Annotated in this window: 21 protein-coding genes; 12 read left to right on the top strand and 9 right to left on the bottom strand. The window is 72.3% G+C overall.

Annotation, left to right across the window (positions count from 1 at the left end; translation table 11 throughout):
- Positions 1-121 precede the first annotated feature (121 nt).
- Together AB0G32_RS11185 and AB0G32_RS11180 are read right to left on the bottom strand one after the other, a co-directional pair.
- Positions 122-2,218 (bottom strand): trypsin-like peptidase domain-containing protein, encoded by a 2,097-nt coding sequence (locus AB0G32_RS11185; protein WP_361161598.1) that lies wholly within the window; start codon positions 2,216-2,218, stop codon positions 122-124.
- 68 nt (positions 2,219-2,286) lie between these two features.
- Entirely contained in the window at positions 2,287-2,775 is a 489-nt protein-coding gene (locus tag AB0G32_RS11180; protein WP_361161418.1) for a CU044_2847 family protein, read from the bottom strand.
- A gap of 269 nt (positions 2,776-3,044) precedes the next feature.
- On the opposite strand from AB0G32_RS11180, the gene AB0G32_RS11175 reads away from it, so the two are divergent.
- The 3 genes from AB0G32_RS11175 (at position 3,045) to AB0G32_RS11165 (ending at position 5,294) form a co-directional block, all read left to right on the top strand.
- Positions 3,045-3,224 carry a DUF6104 family protein gene (locus AB0G32_RS11175; protein ID WP_147993681.1) on the top strand — a complete coding sequence of 60 codons (180 nt, stop codon included), beginning with the start codon at positions 3,045-3,047 and terminating at the stop codon, positions 3,222-3,224.
- Positions 3,225-3,328: 104 nt separating this feature from the next.
- On the top strand, positions 3,329-4,216 hold the full coding sequence (locus AB0G32_RS11170) for a hypothetical protein (RefSeq protein WP_361161416.1): 888 nt from the start codon (positions 3,329-3,331) through the stop codon (positions 4,214-4,216).
- A 1-nt stretch (position 4,217) separates the two neighbouring features.
- On the top strand, positions 4,218-5,294 hold the full coding sequence (locus AB0G32_RS11165; RefSeq protein ID WP_361161414.1) for a helix-turn-helix transcriptional regulator: 1,077 nt from the start codon (positions 4,218-4,220) through the stop codon (positions 5,292-5,294).
- A 126-nt stretch (positions 5,295-5,420) separates the two neighbouring features.
- Here the strand turns inward: AB0G32_RS11165 and AB0G32_RS11160 are convergent, their stop codons facing one another.
- Positions 5,421-6,389: a zinc-binding dehydrogenase gene (locus AB0G32_RS11160; protein ID WP_361161412.1), complete on the bottom strand. Its 969-nt coding sequence runs from the start codon at positions 6,387-6,389 to the stop codon at positions 5,421-5,423.
- A gap of 377 nt (positions 6,390-6,766) precedes the next feature.
- A complete protein-coding gene (locus AB0G32_RS11155) occupies positions 6,767-7,975 on the bottom strand; it encodes an NADP-dependent malic enzyme (RefSeq protein WP_361161410.1) in 1,209 nt (402 codons plus the stop codon).
- 813 nt (positions 7,976-8,788) lie between these two features.
- Here AB0G32_RS11155 and AB0G32_RS11150 point away from each other — a divergent pair.
- From AB0G32_RS11150 to AB0G32_RS11140, 3 genes are read left to right on the top strand one after another with little or no spacing between them, the layout of a single operon-like run.
- Positions 8,789-9,751, top strand: a complete 963-nt coding sequence (locus AB0G32_RS11150) for an ABC transporter substrate-binding protein (protein ID WP_361161408.1) — start codon at positions 8,789-8,791, stop codon at positions 9,749-9,751.
- Positions 9,752-9,797: 46 nt separating this feature from the next.
- Positions 9,798-10,742: an amino acid ABC transporter permease gene (locus AB0G32_RS11145; protein ID WP_361161406.1), complete on the top strand. Its 945-nt coding sequence runs from the start codon at positions 9,798-9,800 to the stop codon at positions 10,740-10,742.
- Positions 10,739-11,521 (top strand): amino acid ABC transporter ATP-binding protein, encoded by a 783-nt coding sequence (locus tag AB0G32_RS11140; RefSeq protein WP_361161404.1) that lies wholly within the window; start codon positions 10,739-10,741, stop codon positions 11,519-11,521. Before AB0G32_RS11145 ends, AB0G32_RS11140 begins: the two co-directional genes overlap by 4 nt.
- Positions 11,522-11,597: 76 nt before the next feature.
- Here AB0G32_RS11140 and AB0G32_RS11135 read toward each other — a convergent pair whose 3' ends face one another.
- A complete protein-coding gene (locus AB0G32_RS11135; protein ID WP_361161402.1) occupies positions 11,598-12,368 on the bottom strand; it encodes a class I SAM-dependent methyltransferase in 771 nt (256 codons plus the stop codon).
- 99 nt (positions 12,369-12,467) lie between these two features.
- Here AB0G32_RS11135 and AB0G32_RS11130 point away from each other — a divergent pair, with 99 nt between their 5' ends.
- Positions 12,468-13,118 carry a CGNR zinc finger domain-containing protein gene (locus tag AB0G32_RS11130; RefSeq protein ID WP_361161400.1) on the top strand — a complete coding sequence of 217 codons (651 nt, stop codon included), beginning with the start codon at positions 12,468-12,470 and terminating at the stop codon, positions 13,116-13,118.
- On the opposite strand, the gene sodX is transcribed toward AB0G32_RS11130, so the two are convergent.
- Positions 13,001-13,435, bottom strand: coding sequence for a nickel-type superoxide dismutase maturation protease (sodX, locus tag AB0G32_RS11125; protein ID WP_361161398.1), 435 nt, complete (start codon positions 13,433-13,435; stop codon positions 13,001-13,003). The genes AB0G32_RS11130 and sodX overlap by 118 nt on opposite strands.
- A 145-nt stretch (positions 13,436-13,580) precedes the next feature.
- Between sodX and sodN the strand changes: the two genes are divergently transcribed.
- Entirely contained in the window at positions 13,581-13,976 is a 396-nt protein-coding gene (sodN, locus tag AB0G32_RS11120) for a superoxide dismutase, Ni (RefSeq protein ID WP_004983535.1), read from the top strand.
- A 362-nt stretch (positions 13,977-14,338) separates the two neighbouring features.
- Here sodN and AB0G32_RS11115 read toward each other — a convergent pair whose 3' ends face one another.
- Positions 14,339-15,421, bottom strand: coding sequence for a family 2 encapsulin nanocompartment cargo protein polyprenyl transferase (locus AB0G32_RS11115; RefSeq protein ID WP_361161396.1), 1,083 nt, complete (start codon positions 15,419-15,421; stop codon positions 14,339-14,341).
- Positions 15,422-15,596: 175 nt separating this feature from the next.
- Positions 15,597-17,003 carry a family 2B encapsulin nanocompartment shell protein gene (locus tag AB0G32_RS11110; RefSeq protein ID WP_361161394.1) on the bottom strand — a complete coding sequence of 469 codons (1,407 nt, stop codon included), beginning with the start codon at positions 17,001-17,003 and terminating at the stop codon, positions 15,597-15,599.
- A gap of 330 nt (positions 17,004-17,333) precedes the next feature.
- Here AB0G32_RS11110 and AB0G32_RS11105 point away from each other — a divergent pair, with 330 nt between their 5' ends.
- Together AB0G32_RS11105 and AB0G32_RS11100 are read left to right on the top strand one after the other, a co-directional pair.
- Entirely contained in the window at positions 17,334-17,912 is a 579-nt protein-coding gene (locus tag AB0G32_RS11105) for an N-acetylmuramoyl-L-alanine amidase (RefSeq protein WP_361161596.1), read from the top strand.
- Positions 17,913-17,960: 48 nt separating this feature from the next.
- The gene (locus AB0G32_RS11100; protein WP_361161392.1) at positions 17,961-18,863 is read left to right on the top strand and encodes a pyridoxal-phosphate dependent enzyme; all 903 of its coding nucleotides are present in this window, start codon (positions 17,961-17,963) and stop codon (positions 18,861-18,863) included.
- 4 nt (positions 18,864-18,867) lie between these two features.
- On the opposite strand, the gene AB0G32_RS11095 is transcribed toward AB0G32_RS11100, so the two are convergent.
- Positions 18,868-20,463, bottom strand: coding sequence for a Na+/H+ antiporter (locus tag AB0G32_RS11095; RefSeq protein WP_361161390.1), 1,596 nt, complete (start codon positions 20,461-20,463; stop codon positions 18,868-18,870).
- 61 nt (positions 20,464-20,524) lie between these two features.
- Between AB0G32_RS11095 and AB0G32_RS11090 the strand changes: the two genes are divergently transcribed.
- Both AB0G32_RS11090 and AB0G32_RS11085 read left to right on the top strand, forming a co-directional pair.
- Complete coding sequence (locus AB0G32_RS11090) at positions 20,525-20,785, top strand: UBP-type zinc finger domain-containing protein (RefSeq protein ID WP_361161388.1); 261 nt, start codon at positions 20,525-20,527, stop codon at positions 20,783-20,785.
- Positions 20,786-21,053: 268 nt separating this feature from the next.
- On the top strand, positions 21,054-21,467 hold the full coding sequence (locus AB0G32_RS11085; protein ID WP_361161387.1) for an anti-sigma regulatory factor: 414 nt from the start codon (positions 21,054-21,056) through the stop codon (positions 21,465-21,467).
- Positions 21,468-21,475: the final 8 nt, after the last annotated feature.

The following is a 21,475-nucleotide window of genomic DNA, read 5'->3' as shown; positions in this document are numbered from 1 at the left end:
TTCGAACGCCCCTCACGGTATCGATCCTCAAGGGGCCTGGTAAGAAGGCCGACGGACTCGGGGGCGGGCGGGGGCGCGGACGTGGTGGGGGGCCGGGGCGCGGCTCCGGAGGCGGGCGCGGTCAAGGAGCCTCCAGCAGGTCGCCCGCGCCCGGCAGCGGCTGGTGCGGATCGTCGTACAACAGGGCTATTCCGGCCGCCCAGAAGGTCTCGGGCTGGCCGACGCGGAGCTTGCGCCGCAGGTCGTGCACGATCTCGGGCAGTTGGTGGGCGCTCGGCGGGCCGGCGATCTCGTCGAACGTGCCGCGGTGGAACTCGCCGCACACCGCCTCGGGCGAACCGCGCCGGCTGCGCCACAGCGCGACGCTGAAGCCGCCGCGCACGATCCGGGCCAGCTCGGCCGCGTCGTCCTCGTAGCGGTCGTCGCCGAACTGGCACAGCACGGGCACCGTGGCGTGCGACAGACCGCGCAGCTCCTCCAGCCGCGGCACGGGTCCGCGCAGCCCGTCGTCGCAGTCGAGCACCTCGACGGCGGCCCGGTGCCGGTGCAGCCAGCGCCAGCGCGCGCGGCGCTCCTCCTCCAGTTCGAACGGGTCGACGGCCACCGGCCCGGCCCAGTCGCCCGCGCCGCCCGCACCGCCCTCGCCGCTCTCTCCACCCGCGCCGCTCGCGCCGCCCTCGCCGAACGGGTCGTCGTCGCCGAACGGGTCGTCCTCGACGAGCCGGTCCCGGTCCTTGCAGCGCAGCACGACCTGGCGCAGCGCGCCCACCGGCTCGGTGTCCGGGCCCAGCCGCCAGTCGTCGACCGCCAGCCGGCCGAGCAGCCGGTAGGGCACGGCGACCTGGAGCACGGCGGGCCGGCCCGGCCGGTCGGACTGGCGGAACGCCTCGACCAGGGGGGCCGTCAGCCGCTCGGCGAGCTCGGCCAGCGGCACTTCCTCGGCGCCGGTGAGGCGGCGCGCCTCCGCGCCGAGCGGGGCGACGGTCACCGACCAGTCGCAGCGTTCCGGGTCCCAGTGCCGCTGTTCCAGTTCGACCAGGACGACCGGCTGGGCGGGACGCGGGCGCGGGCGGAGCGGGCCGGGGCGGTGCGCCGGGCGCTCCTGGGACCAGTACGTGGCCAGGACGTGGCGCTGGCGGGCCCCGAGCCGCTCGCCGGCCCGCCGCACCCAGTCCCACAGCGCCTCCTCGGCGGCCGGCGTCCGGGGCGCCACGTAGGGCCGCTCGGCGCCGATGACCCGGACCGCGTAGCCGAGGACGAGGTCGAGCGCGCCGTCGTCCCGGGCGCTCTCGTACAGCGCGCCCAGCCCGTCGCGCCAGCCGCGCGGCGCGGGCAGCGGCAGGGGCGCCTCGAAGTCCGGCAGCGACTCCAGGATGTCGAGCAGCGAACGGGTGCTGGCCGGCGGCGGGAGGTCCGCGAGCCGGCCGAGCAACTGGACCCGCTCGTCCGGGCTGAGCGTGCGGCCGGGCCGGGCGCCGAGCTGGCTCTGCACGTCCACCCAGGTGTGCCGGCGCGCGGCGGGGTGGCGCTGCCGGTCCCGGTGGTAGCGGTCGTGGGCCTGGAACACCGCCTGGTACAGGTCGTCGTGCTCGGCCGCCAGCGGCTCGGCGGACACCGGCAGCGTGCGCAGCTGTTCCAGGCCGATGGAGGTGCCGCCGCGCGCGTGGTGCGCCCGGGACTTGACGATGCCGATGACCTCGCCGCGCACCGGGTCGATCACCGGACCGCCGGAGACGCCGTACGGCAGGTCGTTCTCCCCGAGGCGCATCTGGACGTCCGCGGACCAGCTGCCGATCGTGCCCTCGACGCTGAGCGTGCCGTAGAGCATCTGGAGCTGTCCGCCGTACTCGGTCCAGCCCGCGTAGAGCACCTTGCCGTCGCCGTAGTACGCCGCCGGGCGCTCGGACACGTACACGCACTCGTGGTCGACGGGCTCGCTCAGCCGGATCAGCGCGAGGTCCGGCGCCGGCCAGTTGCCGGACGCGGGGGCGGCGCCGTCCGGCAGCGTCGCCACGACCTGGCCGGGGACCGCGGACCTGCCGCGACCCGGCGCCGGCTCGTAGACCACGGCGACTTCACCCCCCTCCCCCTCGCATGCCACGTGCGCGCAGGTCAGAACCCAGTTGGGAGCGACGAAGAAGCCACTTCCCAGAAAGCCGCCGGGTTCGTCCAGGGCATACCCGGCCCCCGCCCGATGAATGCGCACGGTGGCCGCCATGACGAGGCCACTGAGCGCACGCCGGGCGGCATCGAGGGCGCTCGACGCGCCCGGGGCGTGCCCGCCCGTCACGTCCCGCTCCCGGCCGCGGCACCCCCGGTGCCGTCGTGCCCCGCAGCGCCGGGGGACGCGCCGTCGCGCGCGCCAGCGGCCGTACCGGACGACGCGCCCCCCGCGCCCGCCGCCGGCCGCCCCGGGTCGTACGGCACCGCCGGTCCGCTGTTCCAGGTGAGGGTGACCGTGAGGCCGGCCTTGGCCTCGCCGTCGGCGAGCAGGCCGACGACCTTGCCGGCCTTGGCGGTCAGCTCGATGCCGAACTGCACGCTGACCTCGTCGGGCCGCACCGCGCGCAGCGGCTCGGCCAGCGACCGCGCCACCCCGGTCACCAGCGCGTGCAGGCTCTCCACGCTCGCCTCGACCCGCTCGGCGAACCCGGTGTCGCTGTACGCCAGCCCGTCCGGCCGCCCGGACAGCTCGGCCGCGCCCGAGATCCGGGCCCACACCGGGGTCCCGTCCGGTAAGGCGATCCGTGCGACTCTCGTCACTTCCTGGCTCATGGAAGTCCCCCGTTCCCCCGCGTCCCCCTGGCGCCGGCCGCCTTGCGCGGCCAACCGCCGGGTTCCGCCGGCGCGAGGGCTCCGGCGGCCCACCGGGCGCGCCACTCCCTGCGCCTATCCTTTTTCCTGTCTTCTCCGGTCCTCCCCGTCCGGTTCCGCACCGGGCGGAACACCGGGCGGGAAAGACCTCACCTCTTTTTCCCGCAGGAACAGGGTCCTTCCCGCACGGGAGGCTCCCTACCCCTGCGCCGACCGACGGAGCACCACCCATGTACTTCACCGACCGCGGCATCGAGGAGCTGGCGAAGCGGCGCGGCGAGGAGGAGGTCACCTTCGAGTGGCTCGCCGAACAACTGCGCACGTTCGTCGACCTGAACCCGGACTTCGAGGTCCCGGTGGAACGCCTGGCGACCTGGCTGGCCCGGCTGGACGACGAGGACGACGAGTAGCGCCCGGCGCCCGGCCACCCGATCGGGTGTGTTGACTTTCCCCCCGCACGACATATCGTGAATACGCGAAGACACGATATGGCGTGTCGACAGGAGGTCCCACCATGCCCGAGTGGTCCGTCACGGAACCGCAGAAGCTCACCTTCGACACCCCGGTGAACGAACTGCGCGTACGCATCGTCGACGGCACGGTCAACGTCGTCGGCACCGAGGAGGCCCCCGCCCGGCTGGAGGTCACCGCGATGGAGGGCGCCCCCCTGACCGTCACCCAGGTGGGCGGCACCCTCACGGTGGCCTACGACGACCTGCCCTGGAAGGGCTTCCTCAAGTGGCTCGACCGCAGGGGCCGGTGCCGCAGCGCGGTGGTCTCCCTGGCCGTCCCCGCGGGCACCCGCGTGGAGGTGGGGGTGGTCGGCGCCACCGCCGTGGTCTCCGGCGTCGACGGCCGCACCGATGTCCGGGGCGTCACCGGCGACACCACCCTGGTCGGCCTCGCGGGCCCGGTGCGGGCGGACACCGTCTCGGGCGACCTGGATGCCCAGGCCCTCACCGGAGACCTCCGCTTCCACTCGGTCTCCGGCGACCTGACCGTCGTGGAGGCGGGCTCCTCCGTGCGGGCCGACTCGGTGAACGGTTCGATGATCGTCGACTGCGACCCGGCGAGCCGCCCCACCGACATCAACCTGACCAGCGTCTCGGGCGAGATAGCCATCCGGCTGCCCCAGCCCGCCGACGCGCGGGTGGAGGCCAACACGGCGAGCGGCACGGTCTCCAGCGCCTTCGAGGACCTCAGGGTCACCGGCCAGTGGGGCGCCAAGCGGATCACCGGCCGGCTCGGCGCGGGCACCGGCCGCCTGAAGGCGACGACGGTCTCCGGCTCGATCGCCCTGCTGCGCCGCCCGCCGGCGGAGGAACAGCCGTGGGACCCGGAGCCGGTGGACACCCCCGGCGACGCCCCCACCGCCGGCCCGACCGACAAGAAGGTGCTCTGACATGCCCTCCGTCTTCGCCCACGGCCGTCTGCGCCTCTACCTCCTGAAGCTGCTCGACGAGGCCCCCCGGCACGGCTACGAGGTCATCCGCCTCCTGGAAGAACGCTTCCAGGGCCTGTACGCGCCGTCGGCCGGCACGGTGTACCCGCGCCTGGCGAAACTGGAGGCCGAGGGCCTGGTCACGCACACCACCGAGGGCGGCCGCAAGGTCTACTCCATCACGGACGCCGGCCGCTCCGAACTGGCCGACCGCAGCGGCGAGCTGGCCGACCTGGAGCTGGAGATCCGCGAGTCGGTCGCCCAACTGGCCGCGGAGATCCGGGCCGACGTCCGGGGCGCCGCGGGCGACCTGCGCCGCGAGATGCGGGCGGCGGCGGCCACCGCGGCCCGCCGGAGCCCCGGTCCGGGCGGCTCCGGCGACGGGCCCGCCGCCGGCGACTACGAGAGTGCCGAGGCGTGGCGCACCGCCAAGGAGGAGCTGCGCCGCGTCAAGCAGGAGTGGAAGGAGCAGGCCCGGCGCGCCAAGGACGAGAGCCGCCGAGCCCGCGAGGAGGCCCAACGGGCCCGCCGCCAGGCGAAGGAGGCCCAGGAGTGGGCCCGGACCCAGGCCCAGGAAGAAGTACAGCGCATCGCCCGCCGGGTCCAGGAACAGGTACAGACCCACTTCGTCCGGGGCGACTGGCCGACCGGCCTGCGCGAGGGTCTGAGCGAACTGGCCAGGGAGGTGGGCGAGTTCGGCAAGGACTTCACAAAGCCCGCCACCCCCCACCCGGACAACTCCCCGCCGACACCCCCAAAAACACCCCCGACGACACCCCCGGAGTACTCACCCACCCCCGAGGACTTCCCCGCCGCCTACGAACCGTCCTGGGCCCACGAGACCCCCTCCGACACCACCACCGACACCACCGGCGACCCGGCCCGCGACCTGGACCGCCTGCTGGACCGCTTCCGGGACGACATCCGGGACGCGGCCCGGGACCACGGCGTCACAACGGACCAGTTCCGCGACGCCCGCCGCCACCTGTCGACGGCGGCAGCCCACATCGCCGCCCTGCTCAACACACCAAAAACCTGACCGCGAGAGGAGCGAGAGGGAGCGAGAGGCAGCCCTCTCACCCCTCCCCTCCCCCTCCCCTCCCGTCACCCGAACCGTCGGCAGTCAGCCACCCGCCGCCAACCACCCGCCGTCAGCCGCCCGCCGTCAGTCACCGGCCCCCAGCACGATCTTGCCGAAGCGCTCCCCCGACGCCATCCGCTCGAAGCCCTCGCGCGCCCGGTCCAACGGCAGCACCTCATCGATCACGGGACGCACCCCGGTGGCCGCGCAGAACGCCAGCAGGTCCTCCAACTCGTCCTTGGTCCCCATCGTGGACCCCACGACCTTCAACTCCAGGAAGAAGATCCGGGTCAGCTCGGCGTGCGCCGGCCGGTCCCCACTCGTCGCCCCGGAGATGACCAGCGTCCCCCCGGGCCGCAACGACTTCACCGAATGCGACCAGGTGGCGGCCCCCACCGTCTCGATCACGGCATCCACCCGCTGCGGCAGCCGCGCCCCCGGCTCGAAGGCCGCCACGGCCCCCAGCTCCACCGCCCGCTTCCGCTTGGCCTCGTCCCTGCTGGTGGCGAACATCCGCAGCCCGGCGGCCTTGCCCAGCACGATCGCGGCCGTCGCGACCCCGCCCCCGGCCCCCTGCACCAGCACCGAGTCCCCGGGCCGCACGCCCGCGTTGGTGAACAGCATCCGGTACGCCGTCAGCCAGGCCGTCGGCAGACAGGCCGCCTCGGCGAACGACAACTCCTTGGGCTTGGGCAGCAGATTCCAAGTCGGCACCGCGACCTTCTCCGCGAAGGTCCCCTGGTAGCGCTCGGTCAGGATGGACCGGGGCTCCCCCACCCGCACCCCATAACCACTCTGGCCGATGACGGAATGCAGGACGACCTCGTTGCCGTCCTCGTCGACCCCGGCGGCATCGCACCCCAGGATCATCGGCAGCCGGTCCTCCGCGAGGCCGACGCCGCGCAGGGACCACAGGTCGTGATGGTTGAGTGAAGCGGCCCTGACCTCGACGACACTCCAGCCGGACCGGGCCTCGGGAGCCGGCCGCTCCCCCAACTCCAGACCACTCAGCGGCTGATCACGGTCGATTCGGGCGGCGTAGACAGCGAACATGCCCCCGACGATAGATTCCCCACCGCCCCACGAGAACCGACCGCCCTTGTGACACGCGTCCTCTTGCCAACACGCACGGGCGCGGGAGGGCCGGGGGTCCGCCCCCGCACTCGCGTACGGCGGCAAGGGGACGGGGTGGGGGGTGTCCGCCCGCAGCGGTTGGCGCGTCAACCCGGGTGAGCCCCGTAGCAGACCGACTCCGCGCCGTTCCGAGGACGGACACCCCCCACCCCGGCCCCGACCCACCACCAAACCGAAGGCGCTACGCGCACCCCCACCAAACCCGCACAGGCCGCCGCAGGCATACGGCGAAGGGCCCGCCCCGGAAAGCCAAGGACGGACCCTTCACGCCGAACACGGCGTCGATGTCGGCATCGTCACCGACGCGCGACCCCCTCCGCCCGAGCCGCCGCGGCCACCGCCGCCGTCACCGCCGGCGCGACCCGCTCGTCGAACGGGGACGGAATCACATAGTCCGCCGAGAGATCGTCACCCACGACGGACGCCAGCGCCTCCGCCGCCGCCAGCTTCATCCCCTCGGTGATCCGAGCGGCCCGCACCTGCAACGCCCCCGCGAAGATCCCCGGGAACGCCAGCACGTTGTTGATCTGGTTCGGGAAGTCCGACCGCCCGGTGGCGACCACCGCCGCGTACTTGTGCGCGACCTCCGGATGCACCTCAGGATTCGGGTTCGCCATCGCGAACACGAACGCCCCCGGCGCCATCGACGCCACCGCGGCCTCCGGCACCGTACCCCCGGAGACTCCGATGAAGACGTCCGCCCCGTCCAGCGCCGCCTCCAGCGACCCCGTCCGCCCAGCCTTGTTCGTGAACTCGGCCAGCTCCCGCTTGACCGGCGTCAGATCGTCCCGGTCCGCCGACACGACCCCCTTCCGGTCGGCCACCGCGACATCCCCGATCCCGGCCTCGACAAGCATCTTCGCGATGGCGACCCCCGCCGCACCCGCGCCCGAGATCACCGCCCGCAGCTCCCCGATCGACCGCCCGCTCAGCCGCGCGGCGTTCCGCAGCGCCGCCAGCGTGACGACCGCCGTACCGTGCTGGTCGTCGTGGAAGACCGGAATGTCCAGCCGTTCCTGAAGCTTCCGCTCGATCTCGAAGCACCGGGGCGCCGAGATGTCCTCCAGGTTGACCCCGCCGAACGACGGCGCCAGCCGCACCACCGTCTCGACGATCTCGTCCGCGTCCGTGCAGTCCAGCGCGATCGGCACCGCGTCCACGCCACCGAACTGCTTGAACAGGATGGCCTTCCCCTCCATCACCGGAAGGGACGCCTGCGGCCCGATGTCTCCGAGCCCGAGCACCGCCGTACCGTCCGTCACGACGGCCACGACCGATGACTTCCACGTGTACTCGTCGACCAGCTCCGGCCGCTCGGCGATCGCGCTGCACACTTTCGCGACCCCGGGCGTGTAGGCCAAGGACAGGTCGTCCTTGTCCCGCACCGGCACCGTGGCCTGCACGGCCATTTTGCCGCCGCGATGCAACGCGAACGCGGGATCGAGGTCGAGGGAGTCGACGGAAGAGTCACTGTCGCTGCGAGGATTGACGATCTCCGCTGCCACTTCGTAATACCCCTTAAGAGTTCATGAGTGAGGGTGTGTCCGCTCCTGGTGAGGAGCGGGCGGGACCGCGCAAGACCCAGGTCACTGATACGTACGGGCCTGTACGCGACGAGCGCGCCGCACACGCGCCCTGAGCCCCGGATGAGGGGTGTAAAGAACCTTCTTACCGGACGGACACCCCCCGCGACGAGTCCAATGGGCGCAAGCTCACATACCGACCCCCGCACACCTCACACGGCTCCCCGCACACTCCCCACCCGCACCCCACCCGCACCCCGTACGCACCCGCACACCACATCCCGTACGCACCCGCACGCCGCCCCGGTACGCCGCCCCCGTACACACCCCCACACGACTCCGTACGCACCCGCACGCCACCCCGGCCGCCCGCATGCCGGACACCCGCCACCACATGCCGGTGATACACCCCACACCCCGCCCCGCCCCGGCCCCGAGAACAACTTCCGGCCGACCCCCCGGCGCCGTAAATCTTGCGGCCAGCCACCCCGCACACGCCGATTCCCGCAAACCTTCGGCCGAGATTGACCGACCTGCTCCACTTCGCGCCCGTACCCGTTATCCGATTTTGACATCGCAGGTCCCCTGAACAGCGGCGTCCGAATGGCAAGATGCCGTAATCGCACGAGGTGGCGACACTCAAAGACGTGTGCCAACGCCACCCCTCGCGCACCGCCGTCGACAACCGCCGCGCGCACCCGTCGACCCACGGCGCCCGCCGGCCCCGCCGACGGACGCCCCGCCCCATCGGCTGCTCCAGTCAGGCTGCTCCACTCATCCGCCGGAGGAACCCACATGACCGCACGCTCCACCCGTCGCACGACCGCCGCGTCCTCCCGCACCGCCGCGGTCGGCGCGATCGCGGTCGCGGGCGCGCTGCTGCTCACCGGCTGCGGCGACCAGACCAAGGACAAGGACTCCGACGAGACCGCCTCGTCGAGCAGCGCCCCGCTGGCCGACAAGCTCCCCCAGGCCATCCGCGACAAGGGTGTCGTAAAGGTCGGTTCCGACATCGCCTACGCACCGGTGGAGTTCAAGGACGACTCCGGCAAGACGGTCGGTATCGACCCGGACCTCGCGGTGGCGATGGGCAAGCAGCTCGGCGTGACGTTCGAGTTCGAGAACGCCACCTTCGACACCCTGATCGGCGGCCTGGCGTCCAAGCGCTACGACATCGCCATGTCGGCGATGACCGACACCAAGGACCGCCAGGAGGGCGTCGACGCCGACACCGGCAAGAAGGTCGGCACCGGCGTCGACTTCGTCGACTACTTCACCGCGGGCGTCTCGCTCTACACCAACAAGGGCGACGACCAGGGGATCAAGACCTGGGACGACCTGTGCGGCAAGACGATGGCCGTGCAGCGCAACACGTTCTCCCACGACCTCGCCAAGGACCAGGCGAAGAAGTGTACGGAGGACGGCGAGAAGACCCTGAAGATCGAGCCGTTCGGCACCAACCCCGAGGCCGAGACCCGGATGCGTTCCAAGGGCGCGGACGTCGTCTCCGCCGACTTCCCGATCGCCGCGTACTCGGTGAAGAACTCCGGCGGCGGCAAGTACTTCGAGCTGGTCGGCGACCAGGTCGAGGCCGGCCCGTACGGCATCGCCGTGGCCAAGGACAACACCGAACTGCGGGACGCGCTCCAGGCGGCCGTCCAGGCCATCATCGACAACGGCGAGTACAAGAAGATCATCGACAAGTGGGGCGTGGCGGACGGCGCGATCACCGAGTCCAAGATCAACGGCGGCTCCTGACCGGCTGCCCGACCCGGTACCGACCCGGCACTGAAAGGCTCCACCCGTGACTGCTGACGTCAGCAAGACGGACGGCGACGGCCCCGGCACCACTCCCCCCGCCCGGCCGGAGGCCGTCAAGGCCATCCCGGTCCGGCACCCGTGGCGGTACGTGTCCGCGGTCGTCGCCCTCGCCCTCCTGGGCTCCGTCGTCTACGCCTTCGCCCAAGGCAAGATCAACTGGGGCGCGGTCCCCGACTACTTCTTCGACGACCGCATCCTCGAAGGCGTCTGGAACACCCTCCTGCTCACCGTGCTGTCGATGGTCATCGGCATCGTCGGCGGCATCCTGCTCGCGGTGATGCGTCTGTCGAAGAACCCGGTGACCTCGTCCATCGCGTGGTTCTACATCTGGTTCTTCCGCGGCACCCCGGTCCTGGTCCAGCTCTTCGTCTGGTTCAACCTCGGCCTGGTCTTCGAGTACATCAACCTGGGCCCGATCTACAAGGACTACTGGTCGTCCTTCATGACGCCGCTGCTCACGGCGCTGCTCGGCCTCGGCCTGAACGAGGCCGCGTACATGGCCGAGATCTGCCGGGCCGGCCTGCTCTCGGTCGACGAGGGCCAGACCGAGGCGTCGCACGCGCTCGGCATGAGCCAGGGCCGGACCCTGCGCCGGATCGTCATCCCGCAGGCGATGCGGGTGATCGTGCCGCCCACCGGCAACGAGGTCATCAACATGCTGAAGACGACCTCGCTCGTCTCGGCGGTGCAGTACTACGACCTGTTCAAGGAGGCGCAGGACATCGGCCAGAACGCGGGTTCCACGGTGGAGATGTACTTCCTCGCCGCCGCCTGGTACCTGATCATGACCTCGGTCCTGAGCGTCGGCCAGTACTACATCGAGCGCTACTACGCCCGGGGTTCGACCCGCGCGCTGCCCCCGACCCCGCTCCAGCGCTTCCGGTCCGCCGTCCTCCCCGCCCGCCGCCCGAAGGGAGTCCCGGCATGACCCAGGAGACGACACAGGCCGCCCCGATGGTGCGGGCCGAGGGCGTCCACAAGTCCTTCGGCCCGGTGGAGGTCCTCAAGGGCATCGACCTCCAGGTCGACTCCGGCGAGGTCTTCTGCCTCATCGGCCCCTCCGGCTCCGGCAAGTCCACCTTCCTGAGGTGTATCAACCACCTCGAGAAGATCAACGCCGGGCGTCTGTACGTCGACGGCGAGCTGGTCGGCTACCGGCAGAAGGGCGACAAGCTCTACGAGCTCAAGGACAGCGAGGTCGCCCGCAAGCGCCGGGACATCGGCATGGTCTTCCAGCGCTTCAACCTGTTCCCGCACATGACGGCCGTGGAGAACGTCATGGAGGCCCCGGTCCAGGTCAAGGGCGTGCCCCGGCCCCAGGCCCGGGACCGCGCCGGCGAACTGCTGGACCGCGTCGGCCTGGCCGACAAGGCGAACAGCTACCCCTCCCAGCTCTCCGGCGGCCAGCAGCAGCGCGTGGCGATCGCCCGGGCGCTGGCCATGGACCCGAAGCTGATGCTGTTCGACGAGCCGACCTCGGCGCTCGACCCGGAACTGGTCGGCGACGTCCTGGACGTCATGCGCGACCTGGCCGAGTCCGGCATGACGATGGTCGTCGTCACCCACGAGATGGGTTTCGCCCGCGAGGTCGGCGACAGCCTGGTCTTCATGGACGGCGGCGTGGTGGTCGAGTCGGGCAACCCGCGCGACGTCCTGACCGACCCGCAGCAGGAACGCACGAAGGCGTTCCTGTCCAAGGTGCTCTGAGGCCCCCGGCCGAACCGCGGGGGCGGTACGGAAACACGTACCGCCCCTGGCACCCGCCCCTCCCACTTCCTACTTCCTACTTCAGAGCCAGCAGCAACGTGTCCGAGGGTGAGCACCACACCGGCCGCACCTCCCCGAACCCCTTCTCCCGCAGCACCCGGGCGTGCCACGCCACCGGCGGCGTGTCCCCCTCGGCATGCTCGCCGTAGAGGGCGAACCGCCGGGCCGTGGGCTCCGCGAGCACCGGGTCCTCGGCGGCCAGTCGCCACCACTGGGACCAGTCCAGCGCCCCGTCCCGCCGGGCCGCCGCCATCCCGGCGTGCCGCAGTGCCCGCTCGGCCGCGTTGATCCGGGGCGTCGTGTCGTCGATCATGTGGTCCGCGTTCAGGAAGACACCACCGTCGCGGACCAGCTCCGCGACCCGACCGTAGAGAGCCGCGAGGGGTTCGGCGTGCAGCCAGTGCAGGGCCGTGGCGGTCAGTACCGCGTCGTACGAGTCGTACGGCAGTCCGTCCGCCCAACCGGGGTCCTTGAGGTCGGCGGTGACCAGCGAGACCCGCTCGTCACCGGCGAACGTACCCGCCGCGATGGCCAGCAGCGCCGGATCGAGGTCGACCCCGGTGCTGGTGGCCTCGGGGAACCGGGCGAGTACCCGCGCCGTGATACTGCCCGTGCCGCACGCGAGATCGAGCACCCGCGGCGCCGGGCCGACCAGGGCCGCCACCATGTCCAGCATGATCCGGAAGCGTTCCTCCCGGTCGGGCATGTACCACTCCTGCTGCCGGTCCCAGCTCTCCTGCCAGGCCTGCCAGTCGACACCGGCGGTGGTCGTGTCCGCGTCCGTCATGGAGCCCTCCCGAATACCGTGCGCGTAATACCCTGAAAGCACGATCAGCCATTACCCGACCGCAGGCACGACCATAGAGCCCCCTCGTAAGGACTACAAGTGGAACTGGCCTATTACTCGGATTACGCCGTACGTCTCGTCAACACCGAGGAACCGGCCCGGGGCAAGGACTCCCTGACCTCGGTCGCGGCCGTCCGCGAGCTGTTCGGCACCAACCAGTCGGCCGCCCGGCGGACCGCGGAGGCGGACGTCACCCGGTTCCGCGCGGTCCGCGCCCGGCTGCGCGCGGTCTTCGAGGCCGCCGACGCCGGCGACGAGACGCTCGCCGTGGACCTGCTGAACTCGCTGCTGCTGGAGTTCCCGGTCAGCCCCCAGATCTCCGGCCACGACCACCGCGACGACGACGGCCACCCCCTGTGGCACATGCACCTGGCGGACCACCCGTCCAACGCCACGGCCGGCTACGCCGCCATCGCCGCGATGGGCCTCGCCTTCCACCTCACCGAACACGGCGTGGACCGGCTCGGCCTGTGCGAGGCGTCCCCCTGCCGCAACGCCTACCTGGACACCTCCACCAACCGGTCCCGGCGCTACTGCTCCGACCGCTGCGCCACCCGCGCCAACGTCGCCGCCTACCGGGCCCGCAAACGCCTGGCGGCGGACCGGTCGGACAGCACCGGCCTGACCGCCGACAGCCCCCAGCGCAGCATCGCGAACGGCGACCGCCGCCCCGGCCTCAGCGGGCGGTAACGCAGCCGCACCCGCCCCAGCACCAGCTCCTCGGGCACGGCCCCGTAATCGGTGCTGTCACCCCCGGCGTACGCGTTGTCCCCGAGCACCCACCAGCCGCCCTCGCGCAACTCTACGGCCCGCTTGACGACCAGCAGGTCCTGTTGGAAGGGATGCCGCAGCACGACCACGTCCCCCGCCCGGACCCTGGCCCCCCAGTGCACCAGCAGCACGTCCCCGTGATGCAGCGTGGGCACCATGGACGGCCCGGTCACCTCGGCTGGTCCGAAGGGCAACGGCCCGCTCGCGCGCTCGGTCTCCTGCGACAGCTCCGGCATCACCCGGCACCTCCCCGGTCATTCCTCCACCAGTCTCAGTGTCACCCCGGACTTTTGTCCTAAGCCCACGGGGGCACTCGCGAAATCGCCTCCTCCAGGGAGTAATGTCCCCCCTGAGAAGACGATCACGAGGAAGGAACGCTTCATGCTTTCCCGCCTGTTTGCCCCCAAGGTCAAGGTCAGCGCCCACTGCGACCTGCCCTGCGGCGTGTACGACCCGGCCCAGGCCCGTATCGAGGCGGAGTCGGTCAAGGCCGTCCAGGAGAAGATGGCCGGCAACGACGACCCGCACTTCCAGGCCCGCGCCACGGTCATCAAGGAGCAGCGCGCGGAGCTGGCCAAGCACCACGTGTCGGTCCTGTGGAGCGACTACTTCAAGCCGCCGCACTTCGAGAAGTACCCGGAGCTGCACCAGCTGGTCAACGACACCCTGAAGGCCCTCTCGGCCGCCAAGGCGTCCACCGACCCGGCGACCGGCCAGAAGGCCCTGGACTACATCGCCCAGATCGACAAGATCTTCTGGGAGACGAAGAAGGCCTGACCACCGGTCGGCCTCCGGGAGGCCGGCGATCGGTGCACCATCGCGGGCCCACGGGCATGTCCGAAGGGGCCCGGCCACACCGGCCGGGCCCCTTCGCCGTGCGCGGGCCGGGGACCCGTACCGGAACCCAAGACCGGCCGCAGACCGGACAGACCTGCCGGCCGCTGTCCATAGCCCCGGCGTGAAGCGGCGCGGGCCCGCCGGAGGACGGGGCCGCACCCCGTGACGTGGGCGCGGCCCCGTCGGGCCGGAGCCGGGCGGTGCGGCCGTACGCCGACGGGCGCCGTACGGCTCTGCGGGCTCCGGGGTCTCGGACCACCGGCACCCGAGAGGCTGCCTCGGGTGCCACCCGAAGGGCCGTCTCAGGTGTTTCTGCGGGTCACGAACTCGGCCAGGGCGAGCAGACCGCCCGCCGCCTCCGGGTCGGGTACCGCCCGGGACAGTTCCTGCATCGCCCGGCCCATCCGGTCGGCCGCCTCGGCCTGGGCCCAGTCCCGGCCGCCCGCCCGCTCCACCAGCAGCGCGGTGGCGGCGAGGTCCTCCGTGGCCTCCTCGTACGGCCGCGCGTACAGCGCGGCCAGCTCGGCCGCCGCGGGGGTGCCGGAGGTGAGCGCGGCCACCACGGGCAGCGACTTCTTGCGCACCGCCAGGTCCGCGCCGGCCGGCTTGCCGGTGCGGCGCGGATCGCCCCACAGGCCGATCACGTCGTCGATCAGCTGGAAGGCGAGCCCTGCCTCCCGGCCGAACGCGTCCAGCGCCCGTACGTCCTCCTGGGGGGCGCCCGCGTACAACGCGCCCAGGGCGGCGGCACCGCCCAGCAGCGCGCCGGTCTTGGCCTCGGCCATGGCGAGCGTCTCGTCGAGGGTGATGCCGACCGGGCCGCGCCGCTCCATGGCCGTGTCCGCCTGCTGTCCCGCGCACAGTTCCACCACGCAGTCGGCGAGCCGGACGAGGGCCGCCGCGGACGCCGGGTGCGGGTCCTCGGCGAGCAGTCTCAGCGCCAGCGCCTGGAGCGCGTCGCCCGCCAGGATCGCGTCGGCGTCACCGAACACGGTCCAGGCGGTGGGCCGGTGCCGCCGGGTGGTGTCCCGGTCCATCACGTCGTCGTGCAACAGCGTGAAGTTGTGCACCAGTTCCACCGCGGCCGCCGCCCGCACGGCCGCCGCCGTGGCCTCGGGACCGCCGAGGGCGGCGGCCGAGGCGAGGACCAGCGCGGGCCGGATCGCCTTGCCGGAGTTGCCCGCCGCCGGTGTCCCGTCCGCCTCCTGCCAGCCGAAGTGGTGCAGCGCCACCCGGCCCAGCGGCCCCGGCAGGGAGCCGAGCGCGGACCGCAGCTCCGGGTCGACCGACGCCCGGGCCCGGCGCAGCAGGTCCGCCGCCTCGTGCCCGTCGGCGCCCTCCGGCTCGGCGGGCCCCCGCCCCTCGGCCGGCGGCCCCTGGGACACCGGCCCCCGGCTCGTGGGGCCTTCGGTCGCCGGCCGCCCGTCGTCCCGCTGTGTCCCGAGGGGACCGCGCCCTTGTGGTGTCACGTGCTCTTCCGGTGTCACGTGCCGTTCCAGCGACACGTCCGTCATGGACTCCCCCCGCCCCGGCCAGCCCACGGCGTCCGGGCGCCGGACGTCACCGCCAGCGGCCGATCTCGACGTTCTCCAGCACGCCGAGCGCGTCCGGCACCAGCACCGCCGCCGAGTAGTAGGCCGTGACCAGGTACTTGATGACGGCCTGTTCGTTGATGCCCATGAAGCGCACCGACAGGCTCGGCTCGATCTCGTCCGGGATGCCGGTGGCGCGCAGGCCGATGACGCCCTGGTCCGCCTCACCGGTACGCAGCGCGATGATCGAGGTGGTGCGGGCCTCGGTGACCGGGATCTTGTTGCACGGGTAGATCGGTACGCCGCGCCAGGTGGGGATGCGGTTGCCGGCGATGTCGATGGTCTCGGGGACCAGGCCGCGCTTGTTCAGCTCGCGGCCGATCGCGGCGATCGCGCGGGGGTGGGCGAGCAGCAGCTTGGTGCCCCGGCGCCGGCTGAGCAGCTCGTCGAGGTCGTCCGGTCCCGGCACGCCTTCGTGCGGCTGGATGCGCTGGTCGTACTCGCAGTTGTGCAGCAGGCCGAACTCGCGGTTGTTGACCAGCTCGTGCTCCTGGCGCTCCTTGAGCGCCTCGACGGTGAGCCGGATCTGCTGCTCGGTCTGGTTCATCGGCTGGTTGTAGAGGTCGGCGACGCGCGAGTGGATGCGCAGCACGGTCTGGGCGACGCTCAGCTCGTACTCGCGCGGCTTGGCGTCGTAGTCGACGAAGGTGTGCGGGATGTCCGGCTCGCCGCTGTGGCCGGCGGCGAGGTCGATCGCCTTCTCGCCGTGCTTGTTGGTGTCCTGCTGGGGCTCCGCGCGGCGCTGCTGGAGGTGCTCGCGCAGGGAGTCGCTGCGCTCGGCGACCTGGTCCACCGCCTGGCGGGGCAGCACCAGGACGGTGCAGGCGGTCACCGCGCGGGCGGTGTACTCCCAGATGGCGTCGCCGTCGAGCAGCGCCTGCTCGCCGAAGTAGGCGCCGTCGGCGAGGACCGCGAGGACCGCGTCGTCGCCGTAGGGGCCGGTGCCGACCTTCTCCACCTTGCCGTGCGCCAGCAGGTGGACCTCGTCGTTCGCGCTGCCGAACGAGGCGATCACGTCGCCCGGGCCGAACTGGCGTTGCTCGCAGCGCCGGGCCAGTTCCGAGAGCACCTCGTCGTCCTCGTACGACCGCAGGGCCGGCAGCTCGCCCAGCTCCGCGGGGATGACCTCCACCCGGTCGCCGGTCTTCACGAACGTCACCCGGCCGTCGCCCACGGCGAAGGTCAGGCGCCGGTTCACGCGGTACGTACCGCCCTGGATGTCCACCCAGGGCAGCATGCGCAGCAGCCAGCGGGAGCTGATCTCCTGCATCTGCGGTACGGACTTGGTCGTGGTGGCCAGGTTCCGCGCGGCCGCCGTGCCGAGGCTCTGCTGCGGCCTGGTCTGCTCGGTGCGGACCTCTTCGCCTACCGACATAAGGAATTGCCCTCCCGGTCATGCCCGGCGCGACCGCGCACGGGCATCGATGTGCAGGGGCCAGCCTTCCGCACGGAACGTGCCGGTGCTATTACCCGAAAGAGCGGGAATGGATCAGGCTCCGCCGGGGCAGACTTGGGCCTTCCGTCCCGCCCTTCCGGGACCCGGCGGCCCCTTCGAAGGCGCCTGCGGGGCAGCGAAGTTGTCCGAATCGGCTCGCACGGCGGCCGAACAGGCGGTAGACATGCCTCCGTTTTGGTACAAGCACCGTACGAGGCGGTCGCGTCGGGCGGTCGCGCGAAGGCTAAGGAGCCGGTGATGGCCACACCGATGTCCGCGAGCGGATTCCTGAGGGCGCTGAGGGCGGAGGGCCTCACGGTCGTCGAGGTGGGCGACTGGCGTACGCACAACCGCAACTCCAAGGGCGCCTGGGGCCCGGTGCACGGCGTGATGATCCACCACACGGTGACCAAGGGCAGCGCGCGGACCGTGGGCCTCTGCCGCAAGGGCTACGAGGGGCTGCCCGGCCCGCTGTGCCACGGCGTCATCACCAAGGACGGCAGAGTCCACCTGGTCGGCTACGGCCGGGCCAACCACGCCGGGCTCGGCGACGACGAAGTGCTGCGCGCGGTGATCGCCGAGAAGGCGCTGCCCAAGGACAACGAGGCGAACACCGACGGCAACGCCCGCTTCTACGGGTTCGAGTGCGAGAACCTGGGCGACGGCGACGACCCCTGGCCCGAGGCCCAGCTGGAGGCCATCGAGAAGGCCGCCGCGGCGGTCTGCCGGCACCACGGCTGGAACCAGCGGTCGGTGATCGGGCACCTGGAGTGGCAGCCGGGGAAGGTGGACCCGCGCGGGTTCACGATGGCGTCGATGCGCGAGCGCGTCCGGGACCGTCTCAAGTGACCCCGGCCCGCCCCGGCGCGTCCCGGCGCACGGGGTGACAATGGCCAGGTGACCAGTACCGCCGCCCTCGGCCCCCGGCTGCCCTCGCCGGTCCAGGAGCTCACCGACGAGCGGTTCGAGCGGCGCGGCGTACGGCTGCTGCTCAAGCGGGACGACCTGATCCACCCCGCGCTGGTCGGCAACAAGTGGCGCAAGCTGGCGCCGAACCTGGCGGCGGCGGCCGGCCGGCCGGTGCTGACCTTCGGCGGCGCCTACTCCAACCACCTGCGCGCCACCGCCGCCGCCGGGCGGCTGCTCGGCCTGTCCGCGGTCGGCGTGGTGCGCGGCCAGGAGCTGGCCGGCCGGCCGCTCAACGACTCCCTCGCGCGGTGCGCCGCCGACGGCATGCGGCTGCACTTCGTGGACCGGTCGACGTACCGCCGCAAGACCGAGCCCGAGACCCTGGCGGCGCTGCTGACGGCGGCCGGGGCGCCGGAGGCGTACGTGGTGCCCGAGGGCGGCAGCAACGCCGAGGCGGTACGCGGCTGCCGGGCCCTGGGCGAGGAGCTGGACGGGGCCGCCGACGTGGTCGCCGTCGCCTGCGGCACCGGCGGCACGCTGGCCGGGCTGGCCGCCGGTCTCGGCCCCGGGCAGCGGGCGCTCGGCGTCCCGGTGCTCAAGGGCGGCTTCCTGGCGGGCGACATACGGCGGCTCCAGGAGCGCGCGTTCGGCGGACCGCGCGGCACCTGGAGCCTGGACGACCGGTTCCACTTCGGCGGGTACGCGCGCGTACCCGCCGGGCTGGACCGCTTCGCCGCCGACTTCGAACACCGGCACGGGCTGCCCGTGGAGCGGCTCTATGTCGCCAAGTTGCTGCACGCCCTGCTCACCCTCACCGAGGAGGGTGCCTTCCCGCCCGGGACCGCGCTGGCCGCGGTGATCACCGGCCGCCCGTTCCCCGAGCACCCGTGAGTGCTCACGCGGTCTCCCGGTACGCCGCCGCCTCCTCCAGGTCCAGCCGGCGCAGCAGCGTGCGCAGCATCTCGTCGTCGATGTGCCGGCCGTCCCGGAGCTTGACGAAGACCTCGCGCTCGGCGCCGATCATCTCCCCGGCCAGCCGCCGGTAGGTGTCGTCGACGGTCTCCCCGGTGACGGTGTTCACCTGGCCGAGCCGTTCCCAGACGGCGTTGCGGCGGCGTTCCAGGACCGTGCGCAGCCGCTCGGCGAGCGGTCCGGGCAGCGCGTTGCGCGGGTCGGTGAGCAGGTCGTCCAGGCGCTGTTCGGCGACCCGGGACGCCTGTGCCTGGGCGTTGGCCTCGGCCAGCGTCTCGGCCTGGACGTCGTGGCCGGGGAACTTCAGCAGCCGGATCAGCGGCGGCAGGGTCACGCCCTGCACCACCAGGGTGCCGATGACGGTGGTGAAGGTGAGGAACAGGATGAGGTTGCGCTCGGGGAAGGGTTCGCCGCCGTGCACGGTGAGCGGGATGGAGAAGGCGATGGCCAGGGAGACCACGCCGCGCATCCCGGCCCAGCCGATGACGAAGGGCTGTTTCCAGGTCGGGTTCTCCTCGCGGGCACGCACGCGTGCCGACAGCAGGCGGGGCAGGAAGGTCGCCGGGTACGACCAGACGAACCGCGCGGCGACCACCACCAGGAAGAGCGCGAGCGCGTACCAGGCGGCCTCGATCCCCTCGTAGGCGCCGAGGCCCTTGAGGACCACGGGGAGCTGGAGGCCGATCAGGGCGAACACGGCCGACTCCAGGACGAAGGCGACCATCTTCCACACCGCGTCCTCCTGGAGGCGGGTGGCGAAACCGACCTCCCACGCGCGGTGGCCGAGGTGCAGCGCGACGACGACGACCGCCAGCACCCCGGAGGCGTGCACCTGCTCGGCCGCCGCGTAGGCGACGAACGGGATGAGCAGCGAGAGGGTGTTCTGGAGCAGCGGCTCCTTCAGCCGGGTGCGCAGCCAGTGCAGCGGCACCATGAGGATCAGTCCGACGCCGACGCCGCCGACCGCGGCGATCAGGAACTCGCCGATGCCGCCGGCCCAGGTGGCGCCCTCGCCGACCGCCGCGGCGAGCGCCACCTTGTAGGCGGTGATGGCGGTGGCGTCGTTCACCAGGGACTCGCCCTGGAGGATGGTGGTGATCCGGGACGGCAGTCCGACCCGGCGGGCGACCGCCGTGGCGGCCACGGCGTCCGGCGGCGCCACCACCGCGCCGAGCACCAGGGCGGCGGTCAGCGGCAGCCCCGGCACGATCAGGTAGGCGGCCCAGCCGACCACGAAGGTCGCGAACAGCACGTAGCCCACGGAGAGCAGGGCGACCGGCCGGACCTGGGCGCGCAGGTCCAGATAGGAGCTGTCGGTGCCCGCGGTGTACAGCAGCGGGGGCAGCAGCAGCGGCAGTACGACGTGCGGGTCGAGGGTGTAGTCGGGCACGCCGGGGACGTAGCTGACCGCCAGCCCCACGGCGACCAGCAGCAGTGGGGCCGGTACCGGTGTGCGCCGGCCCGCCGCGGCGACCGCCGCGCTCCCCGCCACCAGCAACAGCAGCGGCATCACATCCATGGTCCCGGCCCACCCTTTTCCTCCGCGCGGTCTTCCGCACGCCCGTCGTAACCTGGCAATCATGAAACAGTGCACGCATGCCGACGCGCTGCCGCACCCGGAGCCGGAGCCGCTGAGCGAGACCTGCCCGGAGTGCCTGGCCGACGGCACGGACCCGGTGCAGCTGCGGCTGTGCCTCACCTGCGGTCATGTCGGCTGCTGCGACTCCTCCCCGAAACGGCATGCCACGGGGCATCATGAACAGACCGGGCATCCCGTGATGCGGACCTTCGAGCCCGGCGAGAACTGGCGCTGGTGCTTCGTCGACCATGTGCTCGTGTAGCCGCGCAGGGGCGACAGGAAGGTACGGTTCGACCGCCTGACGTCTGGGTACGTCAACCCGGCGCGCGCTCTTCCGATTTGGACCCGCCCAACCCCTAGCCACTGTGCGTGTTCACGTGTTTACTATGAGTGACAGCAAGGGGTTGGGGTCTCGGGGACAGGAAAGTACGGAGCGCGATAACGTCACCGCTGAACCACGTATCGCGTCACCGCGTTACCCGAGGGGTGACCCTCGGCCCTGAAACGCTTGTACCACCTTGGAGGTGAGGGTGTCCCAGTTCGCAGGCGAGCCCGCGACCCAGGACTTCGTGGAAGTCCGGCTGCCGGCCGCGGGGGCCTACCTGTCGGTGCTGCGTACGGCGACGGCCGGCCTCGCGGCCCGTTTGGACTTCACCCTCGACGAGATCGAGGACCTGCGCATCGCGGTGGACGAGGCCTGCGCGATCCTGCTTCAGCAGGCCGTGCCCGGCTCCGTGCTCAGCTGCGTCTTCCGCCTTGTCGACGACTCGCTGGAGGTCACCGTCTCGGCACCGACCACGGACGGCCACGCGCCCGCGCGGGACACCTTCGCCTGGACCGTGCTGTCCGCGCTGGCGGGCAAGGTCTCCTCCGCAGTCGACGAGGACGACACCGTGTCGATCAGCCTCTACAAACAGCGCGGCGCGGGACCCGGGCCGGCGTGAGGGAGGAC

It is taken from the genome of Streptomyces sp. NPDC023723, from assembly GCF_040639815.1.
Taxonomy (GTDB): Bacteria; Actinomycetota; Actinomycetes; order Streptomycetales; family Streptomycetaceae; genus Streptomyces.
This window is presented reverse-complemented; position numbering and strand designations above follow the sequence as displayed.